The sequence below is a fragment of the Sorangium sp. So ce836 genome, from assembly GCF_028553905.1.
Classification (GTDB): domain Bacteria; phylum Myxococcota_A; class Polyangia; order Polyangiales; family Polyangiaceae; genus Sorangium; species Sorangium cellulosum_D.
Map to the genome: position 1 here is coordinate 13,403,517 of NZ_CP102233.1, position 15,143 is coordinate 13,418,659.

The 15,143-nt window shown below is 68.7% G+C and carries 7 protein-coding genes; 5 read left to right on the plus strand and 2 right to left on the minus strand.

Annotated elements, in window-relative coordinates; all coding sequences use genetic code 11:
* The first annotated feature begins 708 nt into the window (after positions 1 to 708).
* The 3 genes from NQZ70_RS48985 to NQZ70_RS48995 all read left to right on the plus strand — a co-directional run bounded on the left by NQZ70_RS48985 (position 709) and on the right by NQZ70_RS48995 (position 2,963).
* Entirely contained in the window at positions 709 to 1,266 is a 558-nt protein-coding gene (locus tag NQZ70_RS48985) for a hypothetical protein (RefSeq protein ID WP_129580366.1), read from the plus strand.
* 48 nt (positions 1,267 to 1,314) lie between these two features.
* The gene (locus tag NQZ70_RS48990; protein WP_129580367.1) at positions 1,315 to 1,506 is read left to right on the plus strand and encodes a hypothetical protein; all 192 of its coding nucleotides are present in this window, start codon (positions 1,315 to 1,317) and stop codon (positions 1,504 to 1,506) included.
* 245 nt (positions 1,507 to 1,751) lie between these two features.
* Positions 1,752 to 2,963, plus strand: a complete 1,212-nt coding sequence (locus NQZ70_RS48995; RefSeq protein WP_129580368.1) for a PQQ-binding-like beta-propeller repeat protein — start codon at positions 1,752 to 1,754, stop codon at positions 2,961 to 2,963.
* A 191-nt stretch (positions 2,964 to 3,154) separates the two neighbouring features.
* Here NQZ70_RS48995 and NQZ70_RS49000 read toward each other — a convergent pair whose 3' ends face one another.
* Entirely contained in the window at positions 3,155 to 3,514 is a 360-nt protein-coding gene (locus NQZ70_RS49000; RefSeq protein WP_129580369.1) for a hypothetical protein, read from the minus strand.
* A 119-nt stretch (positions 3,515 to 3,633) separates the two neighbouring features.
* Positions 3,634 to 6,165, minus strand: coding sequence for a sensor domain-containing diguanylate cyclase (locus NQZ70_RS49005; protein ID WP_129580370.1), 2,532 nt, complete (start codon positions 6,163 to 6,165; stop codon positions 3,634 to 3,636).
* A gap of 487 nt (positions 6,166 to 6,652) precedes the next feature.
* Between NQZ70_RS49005 and NQZ70_RS49010 the strand changes: the two genes are divergently transcribed.
* Both NQZ70_RS49010 and NQZ70_RS49015 read left to right on the plus strand, forming a co-directional pair.
* On the plus strand, positions 6,653 to 8,335 hold the full coding sequence (locus NQZ70_RS49010) for a sigma 54-interacting transcriptional regulator (protein WP_129580371.1): 1,683 nt from the start codon (positions 6,653 to 6,655) through the stop codon (positions 8,333 to 8,335).
* A gap of 347 nt (positions 8,336 to 8,682) precedes the next feature.
* Positions 8,683 to 15,138, plus strand: a complete 6,456-nt coding sequence (locus tag NQZ70_RS49015; RefSeq protein ID WP_129580372.1) for an RHS repeat-associated core domain-containing protein — start codon at positions 8,683 to 8,685, stop codon at positions 15,136 to 15,138.
* Positions 15,139 to 15,143: the final 5 nt, after the last annotated feature.

A 15,143-nucleotide genomic window follows, 5' to 3' on the forward strand; every position in this document is an offset into this window, starting at 1 on the left:
GAGACATTCGATGCCGTCGATGGGCGTCTTAGGCTAGATCCGTGGTCTGGCGATGCATACGAACTGTTTGACTGGCCCGCGGGCAACTGCTTTGTATTGTGCGGGGCGCAAGCCGTGGTTGCGCTGAATGTGTCCACGCTTGCAATCGCGTCCTCTGTGACGATGGAGTATGAGGAAGGGGAAACGATCGATGCGCCATGGTTTGTCGAAGCTCACGAACACCATGCCCTGGTCATCGCGACGGAACGGCGCGTTTGGCGTCTAGATGATCGGGGAGCGATTAGGTGGATGTGGAGTTGTGCCACTGCTGAGTATGAAAGATGGATTCTCGATTCTCCTGAGGTGGCTGATGCCCGGGTTCGTATACCGCTCGGAGCTGAGCGCCGTGACATATCGATCGAGCTGTCCCTCATAGACGGCCTACAGGCCGGTGACTCCGCTTCGCGTTCGGGGTCGTGAGGATGGGAGCAGTGGTCAGGCCAATCCGCAGCACCCGGACGAGCCGATGACGACGGAGCACCTGAGGCACATCGGATACGACGAGCTCGGCCAGCGGGTGCGGGTTGTGGCTGGCAACGGGGTCGAGACGAAGTGCCATTACAACGAATCGACGCGGCGGCTGTGCGCCGGGGACACCTACCAGGAGCCGGGGGCACGAGCAGCAGCGGTACACGCTGGACATCACGTACCTATGAACGCGGCAACCTCGTGACCTTCACCGATCCGGCCAGCTACAAGCTGACCTACGGCTACGATGCGCTGACGCAGAGCTACCGCACGTGCGTGGCCGACAGCTTCGGGTACCGGTCGAACAGCGTGCCCAACTACGCGTTCGGCACGGTCGCGCAGGAGACCGACGTCAACGGGCACCAGAACCGGCAGCCGTACCTGTTCGCTGGCGAGGCGGGAATCAAATCATCAGGAGAGCTGATCGGTAAGCACGGAGCCTTTGCGCTGCCTGAGTCGGCTGCTTCCAGAAGTCGTGTCGCGCATGCGCTGATCACAGGGCTGTCGCCTGAAAACCCGGCGAGATTTGTTCGGGTTCCTGGATCTTTCCAGAGGCTGTTTTCGATCGGCATCTATTCGGTTATGAAATCCGCTGGTGGGGTGCGGTTCACAGCTCCTGGTGTCATCACCATGACCACCGGTGCGTTCACGCAGACAGGTTTGATCCTCGTCCCATATGCAGCGGTTTACGGGCCTGATCTGCTCATCTATGGTGCTGCCGCTGCGTCTTTCGTGGCGTTCTCTGGTATGGGTGATTGAAGGCTTATGTTGCGAGATAGGCTCACGAGTCCAGAGTGGTGGGTCAAGTTGTTCTCTGTGCTGGCTGTGGCCAGTATTGCGATCGTCCTTGCTGGTGGCCGAGTCAAGAGCAAGCAGATGATTGTGCTCGGCGTGATTCTGTGTGCGCCGCTGGTTTTGGGAGGTGTCGTGATGTTTGCGGCTGGAATCGTAGCTCTGGCCATTGATAGAAGGAAGAATCGCAAAAAATCGAATGAGTAGCGGCTGGCGTCCCGCGGGGGGGCCGCGGCGGTGATCCACGGACGACCGGCTCACCGATCTGGGTTGAATCCCACCTTCGCCACGAACACGCCCAGCCCATCCCCTCCGACGGCGGCGCGCGCCGTCGTGCGAGGCCACGCACCTCCGCTCCGCCGCGCGCCTCGCTCGCGCCGCTCGCGCCGCCCCGACGCTTCCTTGCTCGGCCAGCCGGCGCCGCGCTACGACCGCCGCAGGACCCCCCTCGCATGCGACCCCCGCGCCCGCCCCGCGCCGCCGTCCGCGCGCTCGTCCTCGCGGCGGCCGGCGCGCTCGCGGCGCTCTCCGCCGCCTGCGGCGGCGGTCAGACGCAGGGCGAGGCCTTCGATCCGCGCTGGAAGGACGACGGCGGCGCCGGCATCGCGGCCTTCCAGCGGCGCTTCGCCGGGAGACCCATCCCCCACGGCGCCGACGTGGCCGTTGGCGTCGTGGCCGGCACAGGGGCGCGCGAGCTCGTCGGGGTGCCGCTCGACGGCGGCCCCGCGTGGACCTTCGAGCACCCGCTCGACGCGCGGCCGGCCGTCGCGGGGAGCGTCGTCGTGGGGCTCGGCCAGGGCGAGCTGTTCGCGCTCGACGCGCGCACCGGCCGGCTGCTCTGGACGCGGAGGGCCGGCGGCAGGCTCCGCGGCGCGGGCGACGACGGCGAGACCACCGTGGTGTCGCTCGTGTCGACCACCGGCACCATGAGCGTGGTGCTCGCCATCGGCCACGACGGGATGGTGCAGCGACAGATCGAGGACGACGCCGACATCGGCGTGCCCGCCGTCGTGGGGCGCTACGCGTTCCTGCCGTGGCAGGGGCGGTACGTCACGGTCTTCGACCTGCAGACGGGCCGCGAGGCGGCGCGGGCGCTGCTCCGCACCGAGGTGAGCCGCGCCTTCCTGCTCGGCGGCGCGGTCTTCTTCGGCGGCGGCTCGGCGGCGACGCGCTTCGACGCGGCCATCGGCCTCGGCGCGGCCGGGCGCGCGTCGACCGCACGGCTGCCGGCGCGCGAGCTGCCCGGGGCGCCGATCTGGATGAGCGACGGGACCGAGGTGCTCGCGCCCGTCGCCTCGGCCGAGGACAGGGCGCGCCTCTACGCCCGCCCCCGCGCCTCCGGGCCGCCCGGCGTCGAGGCGGAGCGCTTCGCGGCGACGTACTACCAGGCCGCCGTCGGCCGCGACGCGCGCTCGGGCGAGCTCGCGTGGGCCCACGCAGGAGAGGCCGACTTCCTCGGCGGGGCGGCCTACGCCGGCGGCTTCGCGCTGTGCGACGCGCGCGGCGGGATCGCGTTCCTCGACGCGCAGTGCGGGGCCGTGGCGGGGCGCGCCTCGCTGGGCCGGCCGGTGCAGGCGTGCGTCGTGCAGGCCGACGGGCTCACCGCCGCGGCGCTCGCCGCGCGGCGCCCAGGGCGCTCCGCGACCCCGGCCGGCCCGCCGTGAAGCCGGCCCTCAGCGGGCCCCTCGTGGCCCCCCGGCCGATCCCCGTGAAACCCGCCCTCAGCGGCCCCCCGTGGTCCGGCCGGCCCGCCGTGAAGCCGGCCCGCAGCGGGCCCCCCGTGGTCCGGCCGGCCCGCCGTGAAGCCCTCAGCGGGCCCCCCGTGGTCTGGCCCGGCCCGCCGTGAAGCCCGCCCTCAGCGCGGCTTCTCGCCCTTGTCCTCCGGATCGACCGCGATGCGGAACCCCGGATCCTCCGGCGTGGGCCCCGTGGGCCGCGCCTCGGGCGCGTCGGCCCCCGCGCCGCCGTCCGGGCGCTCCTCGCGCGGCGGCGCCGCCGGCGGCGGGCCCTTGCTCAGCTCGGCGCCGATCCGGCCGACCACGTTGGTCGCCGCCCGAACGAGCTCGCGCCCGGCGTCGTCGATCGCCTTGCCGACGCTCGTGCGATCGAGGTCCTTGCGCAGGTCCACCGCCGTCTTGCGCGCCGCGCGCCAGAGCAGGCTCAGCCCCTGCTTGAGGTCCTCCTTCGGGTCGTCGCGATCCGGATCCGAGCTCATCGCGCCTCCTTGGCTTCGCCTCGCCGAGGTGGCTTATGTTCCCGCCGCGCGGGCGCCGCAAGCGGCGCGCGCCGCCTCACCCGCCTCACGTCCCGCGCGCCTCACGCGGCGCGCCGCCCTCAGGCCGCGGTCTTCGGCTTGCTCGTCGGATCGACCTCCGGCGGGCGCCTCGGCTTGCTCCGGGGCTCGGCCTCGCCGGCGGCCCTGCCCTGCGCCGGCGACAGCGAGGGCGCCGCGGCGCGCTTGCCGCCGGGCGGCGCGCCGTCGTGCCCCGCGGGCGACGGGCCGCCGCCCGCCGCGGGCGGCCTGCGCTGCGGCGCGGGCGCCGCCGCGGCGGGCCGGGCCGACGCGGACCTCGCCGGCGCGGGCGGCTCCGACGCGGGCCTCGCCGACGCGGGCCTCGCCGGCGCGGGCGGCTCCGACGCGGGCCTCGCCGACGCGGGCCTCGCCGGCGCGGGCGGCTCCGACGCGGGCTTCGCCGGCGCGCCCGCCTCCAGCGCGGGCGGGTGGCCGCTGCCGGACCGCATCGACGGCGACCACGCCGTGGAGCGGTTCCGGCCCGACCGCTTCGAGACGTAGAGCGACTCGTCCGCGGCCTTGAAGAGCTCCTCCCACGTGCTGCCCGCCTCGGGGTACGTGGCGATCCCGATCGAGCAGGTGACCTGGCACTGCACCGGGCCGTTGCTCCCGGCCGCGTGGAACGTCGTCCGGCCGAGCTCCTCGCGCACGCGCTCGGCCAGCAGCATCGCGCCGCGCGCGTCCGTCTCCTCGCAGATCACCACGAACTCCTCGCCGCCGAAGCGCGCGACCGCGTCCGTCGTGCGCTTGGCGCGCCGGAGCACGTCGCCGAGCCCCTTGATGATCACGTCGCCCACGTCGTGGCCGTACGTGTCGTTCACCTTCTTGAAGTGGTCGATGTCGGTCACGAGCACCGAGAGCCGCCGCGAGAACCTGCGCGCCGCCGTGATCTTCTGGTCGGCCACCTCGAGCATCGCCCGCTTGTTGAGCAGCCCGGTGAGCCCGTCCATGGTCGCGAGCTCCTCGAGGCGCCGCATCATCCGCGCGTTCGAGAGCGACACGGCCATGTGGCTCGCGAGGACCTCGAGCGTGCTGCGCACCGAGTCGGTGAAGGCCGCGCGCCGCCGCGAGCCGAGGACCAGCGTCCCGAGCGGCCGGTCGTGGACGACGAGCGGGAGCACGATGATCGACGGCATCGACGGCGGCGTGACGCGGCGGGTGAAGACGATCTGCCGCTTCTCGTCGTACTCGCCGCGGTACGGCAGCGGGTGCCGGTTCTGGAGCACCATCGAGACGAGCCCGGCGTTGTGGCGGAACCGCTGCCCGGTCAGCTCGCCGACGCCGTCGCCGCTCACGGCGCGGATCTCGTGGACCTTCTGGGCCTCGTCGTAGAGCGTGACCGCCGCGAAATCGACCGACGTGATCTCGCGGGCGCTCGTCACCCCCGCCTCGATGACGCCCGGCTCGGTCGTGGCGGCGCCGAGCGCCTCGGCGGCGCGGTAGAGCTTGCCCTGCTCGATCTTGGCGCGCTCCAGCTGGACGAAGACGCGCTCGTTCTGGATGGCGCGCACGGCGTAGCGGCACGCCTCGTCGATGAGCTCGAGCTCCCGCGGCGAGAACGGCCGGTCCTCGACGCGATCGACGACGAGCACGCCGCGGAGCTGGCCGTGCTCGAACACCGGCAGCGCGCACACGGCGCGCACCGGGGAGGGGCCGACGTAGTAGGGGAGCTTGTAGCCGGGCTTGAGGCCGCCGATGACGACCGGCGCGCGCTGCGTGATCGCCGCGCCGAAGACGCCGTCGCCCGAGAGGAACGGGCCCTCGGAGAGGTTCGGGGCGTCGCTCGCGAGCTCGCTGATGCGCAGGTGCGTGCCGGCGTCGTTCTGCCAGAGGAGCATCGCGGTGTAGAGATCGAGCGACTCGCGCAGGAGGCGGAGCGCGAAGAGCACCGACTGGTGGATCTCCTCGACGCCGGAGCGGGCGAGCCGCTCGTCGTCGCCCTTCTGGGCGGCGCCGCGCGCCTGGGCCGGGGCGGAGAGCAGGCGGTAGCTGCGCGCGTCGTCGCGGAGCCGCTCGATCTCGGCCTTCAGCCGGGTGTTGGAGGCCTTCCGGACGCGGCTGATCTCGGCGCGGAGGATGGCCGCGTTCAGCACCGAGAAGACGGCCATGAAGCCAATGTGCGGCGCGGCGGCGCTCCACGCGATCGGCGCGCCGCGCTTGGCCATGGCCGAGCGGACGGCGAGCTCGAGGGCGGCGGCGGCGAGCGCGACGAGGAGCGAGGCCCCGGGGCGGGCGAACGCGCTCACGAGGGCGATGACGACGTAGAGGGCGGCGTGGGCGTCGCCGTCGAGCGAGCCGTCGAGGCGGAGGACCGCGGCGAACGTCGCGACGACGAGGAGGGCGCCGACCTCGAGGTCGAGCAGCGCGCTCGCCTCGATGGCGGCGGCGCGCCGCCGCGCCCGCTGGACGAGCGCCGCGACCAGCACGATCAGCGCCGCGGCGGCCGCGAGCTTCGGCAGGGGCTCGGCCGCGTCGAGGACGACGAGCCCCCCGAGGGCCAGCGCGCAGGCGAGCGGCGCCGCGTTGCGCGCGATACGGCGGGCGGTGAGCACGGCGAGCACCAGGTTGGCCATGGGCTCGCATGCCGGTAGCAGAGGTCGATCCTCCGGGCCCAGTTCTCTGCCGGCGCAAGGACGAGGCCGGTCGGTGCGGGGAAAGGGGCGAGAACGGGGGTGGGGTGTGACGTGGAGCCGTGGAGGGAGGAGAGGTCGAGGGGTCTGGCTCGGATACGCGGAGGCGGGGCAACGATCCTTGTCGACACGTGCGCGGCTCGACGATCGCCAGCGGGCACCGTGAACGACCTCGCGGGGGCACCTGAGCTACCCCACGGGACCGTGGACGGTTGGTACGAGAGGAGCGCGAAATCGATTGGGGCTGGTTGTCCTTTGGGAGGCATGGCGCAGGAATGTGTCGATTGTGTGGCGGTTCACTGACCGCTGGACGAGCACCGGGAGAGCAGCGATAGAGTAACGGATCGTGTCTCAGCGTCAGTGCAGCACCGAGATCAGGGGCGGTGACAGCTTCGAGGCTGTCGCTCAGGCGTCCGCTCTTACGACAAGGATGACCGAGGGAGCACGAGGCGAGCCGGGCAGCTCGGCGGAACGCTCCTTCTGGGAGTCATGGCATCAGGTCGAGACGCTGAATGGCCTCGAGACGCCGCCGGCGCGGTGCGCCTCCGGGGGGCCCCATGGCCTGCGTTTCACGCTGCTCTACCACCCGGACCTGCGCCGGGTCGGCGCGCGGGCAACCGCGGTGGCCGTCCCCGGATACGCGGTGCCCCTTTCCCGCCTCGAGCCCGATTTCGCGCAGCCGCGCAGCCACGAGCGCGCGCCGCTCTGCGACCCTCACGTGAGCCGGAAACCTCACCTTGTGACGTGGGGCGCAGACGAGTCGCTGACCATCACGCCTGCGGGGCGAGGTCAGCTGTCTGTGGAAGGAGAGCCCATCGACGACGCGCATCGGTTTTCAGCGGAGGCCCTGCGCGCCGGCCTGATTTTGCAGCTCTCCAAGAAGATCGTGATCCTGGTCCATGTGGTGACCACCGCGCCCCCTGCGCCGAGACACGGGCTTGTCGGCGAGAGCGACGCTCTCGAGGAGGTCCTCAGGTCGGTCGCGCGCGTCGCCGATCTACAGGTACCAGTCCTGCTTCGGGGAGAGACCGGCGTCGGCAAGGAGCGCGTTGCGCAGGCGATCCACCAGGCGAGCCCGCGGGCCGGTCGTCCCTGGCTCGCCGTGAACATGGCCGCGCTCGCCCCGACCACCGCCGCCTCGGAGCTGTTCGGGCACGCGAAGGGGTCGTTCACGGGCGCTCACCACCGCCACGTCGGCCTCTTCGAGCGCGCGCACGGCGGGACGCTCTTCCTCGACGAGATCGGCGATATGCCAATGGATGTCCAGGCGATGCTGCTCCGGGCGCTCGAGACCGGCACGATCCGGCCGCTCGGCGAGGGCGAGGAGCGCGCGGTGGATGTCAGGATCATCGCGGCGACGGACGCCGACCTGGAGCAAGCCGTCGAGCAAGGCAGGTTTCGCGCGCCGCTGCTCCATCGGCTACAGGGTTACACCATCACGATTCCTTCACTCCGCCAGAGCCGCGAGGACATCCCCCGCCTGCTGCTCCACTTTGTGCGCGAGGAGCTCGCGCGCGTCGGAGAGCTGTCCCGGCTGGAGCCGCCCGTGGACGGCGCCCTGCCATGGTTTCCTCGATCCCTCATGGTGCGGCTGATCCAGCACGGCTGGCCCGGCAACGTGCGCCAGCTCCGGAACGTCGCGCGACAGCTGGTGATCTCCAGCCGCGGCTCCGACGTCATCGTCATCGATGAGAGCCTGGAGCGGATGCTGGAGCAGGCGGGTCGAACAGCGCGGCCCCCGTCGGATGCACCGCGCCTGGCCGAGAGGCGAGATGCGGACGCCTCCACGGCCGATCCAGCGGACCCCCCCATGGACCGGGAGGTCGACGAGGACGCCTTGCTCAGGGCGCTTCGGCAGAGCCACTGGTCGATCGGACCCGCGGCGGCGACGCTCGGCGTCTCGCGCACCGCCCTCTACCGTCGCATCGAGCGAAGCCCTCACGTCCGCAAGGCGGCGGACATCCCGGAGGACGAGCTGGTGCGCTGCCACGAGGCGTGCGGCGGAGATCTCGACGCCATGTCGGCGCGTCTCGAGGTGTCGAAGCGGGGGCTGACGCTGCGCCTGCGGGAGCTCCGTCGCTCCGGGCGGCTGCGCGAATCGCCGCCAGACTGACCGCGGCGGGCCGGACGGCCCGCGGACGGCCCGGCTCATGGGCGGTCGAGCGGCTCAAGCGTCCAGAAACCGTCCGCCAGCGTTCACGGACGGTTCGTGGACGCTCCACGGACGGTTGAGCGGACCGCGCCGGGGGCAATGACGGGTTGAAATGGCCGGGATTGGCGCCGCCTCGCCCCCACGGCACCGGAGCTGCTTTACGGCGGCCGACGAGGGCGCGCCGGGCCGCCGCTCGACGGGCGCCGCGCGAGGCTCGCCGAGGGCAAAGATCGCAGATCTCGAAAGCAAGAGGCTGCGATCCCAACGCCACCGTGCGCCTTCGTCGCGAACATCTTAAGGAGCGATCCATGTACAAATATCGATATTTGGTGTGGGGGGTCGCCTGGCTGCTCGCTGGGTGCGGAACCCACCAAGACGGGGCGGAGCGCGGGGGCGCCCCGGAGCCATTGTCCAACGTGCAAGAGGCGCTTGAGGCAGATTTTGACGACCTCACGCCGCCGGGTCGTGATATCGATCCTACCGATGGTCCGCAGGACATTTTCAACCCTCCGCCCCCGGATCCGCCGGCGCCGCCGGAGGAGCTCGTGATGCCCGACGACCCGATCGTGCCAACGAGCGACCGTGTCGGTGCAATTCCGGCGACCTGGGCCGTAGAGCAAGGACGCGCAACATATCGAATCCCCATTGAAGTTCCGAAAGGCCGTGCAGGAATGCAGCCCGACCTTGCGCTCTCCTACGAAAGCGGCCATGGGAACGGACCGGCAGGCGTGGGGTGGAGCGTGACGGGGTTGTCCTCCATCAAGCGGTGCGCGAGGACAATAGCGCTCGACGGAAGGCCGCGCGGTGTCAATTTCGATGACAAAGACGCATACTGTCTGGACGGAGAGAGGTTGCGTTCTCTTCCGCTGAACCCCGCCCTGCCGGACGCGGTTGAAATGCGGACAGAGCGAGACTCCATGGCGCGCGTCCTCATGTATGGCTCTCTGGGAGACCCGACGCGCTTCGAGGTGTGGGGCAAGGATGGGCGAATTTCCACCTACGAGCGCCTCGCAGCCAAGCGTATCCAGCCGACCACGTTGGGGTCCGGTTACGTGGAGGAGAACGAGGTCGGCGTCGCCTGGGTCCTGACGCGGGTGGAAGACCGCGCCGGCAACGCGATCACGATCTCGTACGACACGCGGCAGAATAGCGCCGCGCCGTTCGATTTTGCCTATGCGCCCGGAAATATCGAGTACACGTCACGACAGGGAGAGGCTCCGCGCAGGAAGGTCCGCTTCGTGTACCAGTCGAACCCGGACGATGAGTTTCGATACGTCAGCGGCGTGCGCCTGAGCCAGCCTTGGCGGCTGCAGAGGCTGGAGATGTACGCGCTGGGCTGGCAATCGCCCGATACGACCCTGGCGTGGGAGTACCGGCTATCGTATGAGGAGAGCCCGACGACGGGACGCTCGCGGCTCCACCGGGTTGAGCGGTGCGGAGCCGAGGGGTCGTGCCTGCGCGCGAAGGTGGTGGAGTACGACGATACGCCCCTCGCGTTCGAGGCGAAGCCCGTCGCCGCGCACGACGCGCCGAAGCCGCACTGGCTGGACGGCGAGCCGAAGCCGCTCGTGATCGACGCGGATGGGGACGGGCGCGATGACCTCATCTACCGTATCTTCGGCACCGCCAGAGACTTCGAGCCCTCCAGCACCGACGACCCCACGGAAGACTCGCTTTGGCTGCGCCTGGGGACCGCCGATGGCCTGGGGGCGCCCATTCGACTGCTAGCCGGCGTTGGCGTCGACAATACGCTCACGTTCTCCGTGGAAGCTTCCATCAAAGTAGATGTGAATGCGAGCGGGAATATGGCATTCACGGCGAAGGGGTGGGGAGACGATCCGAGCTATCCGCTTCTTCGATTCAATCCGTCTACCCATCGACTGGACTCCGCGGGGCTGGCGTTCCCAGGGGTCTTTGCGACCGGGGACACTTACCTGCCGTTGCGCGCAGTCGCGGCGGATCTCGACGGCGATGGTCGCGCCGAGATCGTTCATCGACCCTACATTGGCGATGATTCCTTGGAGTGGCATATCCACTGGAACCGTGCGGGATCATTCTCATCGTCTCAGATCATCGAAGGAGCCCTTGCGCCATGCGCCGCCTCGGCGCGGGTCCTGGACAAGAGCGGCGACGGGCGCGGGGACGTCCTGTTCGGCTGCGCATCGATGCAGCTCCTGACGACCTCCGACACTGGAGCGCTCGTCGTCGAGGACGCCGAAGACCTCTACGACGACGCTGACAGCCTCTTCGCCGACATGAACGGGGATGGGTTAGATGATCTTGTTTTTCCGATATTCGACGACGGAGCGACTGGCGTAAGTTGGAATACCGGTCGAGGGTTTGGGCCCGTCGAAACGGTCCCGAATGGACCGCTCCCCGATGTGGCGCAGAACAACGACGAGGGCTTGCGGACGGCCGACTTCAACGGTGACGGCCGCGCTGATTTCGTCGTTTTCCTCGATTCCCCGACCAGAGAGATCGAGGTGTCATTGTCAACGGCCAGGGGCGGCTACCAACCGACCATGATGTTGCCGTTCGACTCGGGCATCCTCTTCACCAACGGAGATATGCCCTGGGGCGCATCGCGCGTCGGCGACTTCAACGGAGATGGGCGGACGGACCTGGTCCACGTCAACTCGACGACGTCCGACTGGGAGGTGCTGCTGAACCGGGGTGTCGACACCGATCGCGTGGTCGCCGTGAGAGACGAGTCCGCGGAGCAGCCCCAGGTCCGCTTCTTCTACGCGCGTGTGCGACCCGACTCCCCCAACACATGCATCTATCCGCAAGTATGCCAGAAGCGCGGCGTACCGGTCGTACAGCAGCTCTGGGAAAACCAGGGCAGTCAAGTCGCCGCGTTCCGCCGGACGATCTACGGCTACCGCGATCTGCGGTTCGACTGGTCTTCTCGGAAGTCGCTGGGGTTCGGTGAAATTCGCATGTGGGAGCCAGAGCGCCCTCGAGAGACGCGGATCACCTACGACCACACGACCCGGGTCGACTCCCGCTATCCTCTCGCCGGATTGCCGTCCAAAACGGTGGTGATCACCCCTGTCCTCGGGCCATCGGTGGTAGGGATACCTCCAGCGACGAGCGCGCCTACCACGCGCATCGTCGAGACTGTGAAGCATCATGCGGTAAGGCAGCTGCATTCCGGCCTCACGTATTTCGTCTACCCGTACGCATGGACCGAGAACGAGTGGGAGCAGGCGGCGACCATCGACTGGGCAGACTTCGCGTGGATCCATGTGAGCTACGCAGACTCGAGCATGCCGAGCACGCGGCGCGAGCAGGTGGGGTCGCAAGCCCTCGATGAGTTCGCGAACGTCACCCAGGTGGCCACACTCACGACGGGTGGCCAGCGTCATATCGTTTCGACGGCGTACGACAACCTGACGGAGGACTGGCTCATCGGACTCCCGCGGCAGCGGTTCGAGACGGAGTACAAGAACGGGAGCACGCCCCCCGCGCCGCGCAAGGTGGAGTGGACGTACGACGAACGCGGCCTGTTGCGCGTCATAGACATCGAAAGAGGGCATACGAATGAGTCGATTCCAATCTCAATCACGTACAGCCGTAACCCGGACGGCCTCCCATGGATGATCGTGCACTCGCCGGTCAGCGGTGAAGATCGACGGCAGTACATCGACTGGGGCGACGCGTCGCTGGGCGACGAGCGCGTCTTCCCCAGGCAGAGATGGACGAACCTGAATGGCATCGATCATTCGCGGTGGACTGTTTACCATCCCGCGACCGGAGATCTGATCGCCGAGATGGACAGCAACGGCGTCACCGTGACGCGGCAGTACGACGAGTTCCACCGCTTGCGCGCGGAGACTCCGGAGGGCGGCGCTCCCACCGGCGTGACCTATGAAGCGCTTCGCGAGGGTCCGCTGGTGACGGGGACGAAGGCGACGGTCGCGCGCGGCGGAGCCGTGGCGGCGGGTCGGGAAATCCTCTTCCTGGATGAGCTTTCGCGCCCGATTGAAATGTCTCACGAGCGCTTCGACGGAGCGCTTGCGAGCCGCCGCCAGAGCTATGACGTGCTGGGGCGCGTCGTTCGGACGACGCGGCGGGCCACGTCCGAAGAGACGGTGCAGGTCACCCATTATAGCTACGACTCGCTCGACAGGCTGGTCGAGGAGCGGCGCCCGGATGGGAGCCGCAATCACTACGAGCATTCGCTCCTTGAGACCACCTCCTTCGACGCCGAGGGGCGCGAGCACCGCACCACGATCGATTGGGACGGGCGCCTGGTGTCCAGCACCCGGGTCGCGCCGGAGGGGACCCAGACGCTGCGCTACGTGTACGAGCCGTTCAGCCTGCTCGGCAAGGTGATCGACGAGTCCAGCGGGAATTTGGTGCTTCTGGAGCAACGTTATGATCAGCGCGGCCGGCGCAGATGGCATAAGGAGCCTGTGTCGGCGGCGACGACCGTGACGTACAACGCGTTCGGAGAGGTGGTCGCGCTCGCTGATTCGATGTCCACGCGCACGTTCGAGCGCGACGCGCTGGGGCGTGTCGAGGAGATGGTGGACGCGGATGGCGAGACGGAGTTCGTCTGGGATACGGCGGCGTACGGCGTCGGCCGGCTGGCCAGCTCTACCAGCCCGGACGGGGTTCAAAAGACCTTCGCGTACGACGCGCACGGGCGGCCTGAGGCGACGACGTGGATCATCGACGGCAGCTCGTATGTCATTCAACAGACGTACGATGCGCTGGGGCGGGTGGATCTGCTAGAGTACCCGTCCGTGGAGGGAGCGACCGGGTTTCAGGTGAAGCACCGCTACAACGCCCATGGCTACCTTCATGAGGTCGTCCGCCGGCTTGTGGCCGGAAATGGGACGATCAGCAGCGCGGTCTTTCTTCCGATCTGGCGCATGAACAGCCGCAACAGCGACGATCAGCCGCTCTCTGTTCAGCTGGGCGCAACGGTCGAGACGACGTACAGCTACGAGCCGCTGACAGGGCGGCTGGATCGGGTTCGGACTCCTGGGGCGTACGATCTCGACTACGATTACTACCTGGATGGCCGCATCAAGCGACGCTACGACAGGCAGTCGAATCGGGACGAGACGTTCGGGTATGACGCGCGCGAGCAGCTCAGGTGGTGGGAGCTGCAGACCAGCACGACGTCGACGAGGACGGATTACTCGTATGACGCCCTGGGCAACGTCAAGGAGGTGTTCGTCGACGGCACGCTTCGGGAGGAATACGTCTTCGGGCCGCCCTACAGGCCGAGCGAGGTTCGGATCGGCGGCGCGGTGGCGGACACGCTCTCGTACGACGTTCGCGGTCGCCTGTTCAGCCGAGGTGGTCCGCGCGCCCCGATGAGCGTTACGTTCACGGAGTTTGACCTGCCCAGGCTGGTAGTGCACGGGGGCGGAACGACCTCGTTCCAGTACGACGCCGACGGCAGGCGTGTGATGAAGGAGGGCCCTTCGGAAACGGTATTGACGCTCGGTCGGCTGTACGAGCGGCGGACGGCAGGAGCGCATACAACCCACGTCTTCCATGTATTCGCGGACGGCGAGGAGGTGGCGCAGCACTTCGTTCACCCGGACGGAAGTTCACAGGACCGCTTCGTGCAGAAGGACGCGCTCGGAAGCGTGGGCGTGGTGCTGCGCCCGGATGGCAGCGTGCTCTCCCGGAACTTCCATGAGCCCTTCGGTGGGCGCATCGACGAGAACGGGACGCCGATGGCCGGTCTGCCCCTCGGGATCAGCGACGTGCGGACAGGGTTCACGGGGCACGAGCACGACGACGAGCTCGGCTGGATCGACATGCAGGGTCGTGTCTACGATCCGAGCCTTCGTCGGTTCCTCACGTCCGATCCCGTCATCCCGTCGCCGCTGACGGCGCAAGGGTACAATCCCTATGCCTACGTCTTGAACGATCCCCTCAACCTGAGGGATCCGACGGGCTTCCAGCCGTGCGACGGGACGAACTGCACGCCGAACACGCCCGAGACGATCGCTCCGCCGCCGGGCGTCACCATCGATAGCGACGGCACTGGCACGAAGGAGGTGAATGTCTTCGAGGACGGTGAGGCGCTCCTTCCCGAAGACGATGGCTCCATCGAGGGCTCCGGCGGTGACGGTGGAGCGAGTCCTGGCGGAGGACTTGGCGGCGCAGAGGGCGGCCCCTCGTCGGAGGGGGACAGAGGGGAACTCAGGTTCAGCATCGCTCCGATGACGGGGGCGGACGCGCGTCTTCTCCTGCACACCTGCCTCGATGCTTGTGGCTTCGCGCCGCCTCCGATCGGCCCGATATGCGACGTGGTGAATGCCTGCTTCTACTCCGAGGAAGGTGACACGGAGAATGCGGCACTGAGCCTCATGGCCGCCACTCCGGGTGCCGGCGACGCCAGCAAGCTTTATTCCAGCCTGAAGGGCGCGGGACAGGTTGGGAAGGCTGGCAGGATGGCTCGAGACGCGGGGGTAACTCAGGCCGCAAGGGGGGGAGCGGCAGGGTCGCGGGTCAACATGCCGGCGTGGCGAAAGATCGCGATCGACATGAAACACATCCGCAATCGCCATATGCCGGGCGGCAAAGACCTCGCGTCCGGCAACAAGAAGGATATCTTCCAGGGTATGAGCGAATCGCAGGTCGAGCGCGCCGTGCGGAATGCCTATCGCAATGGAGAGGTGCTGCAGTCCCAGGGCGAGCGAGTCTTCGTCAGAGGTCCGTTCGGGAACGGGACCATCGAGATGTGGGTCAACCGAGCCACGAAGGAAATCGAGAGCGCGTGGCCGAAGTTCTAGTAGGA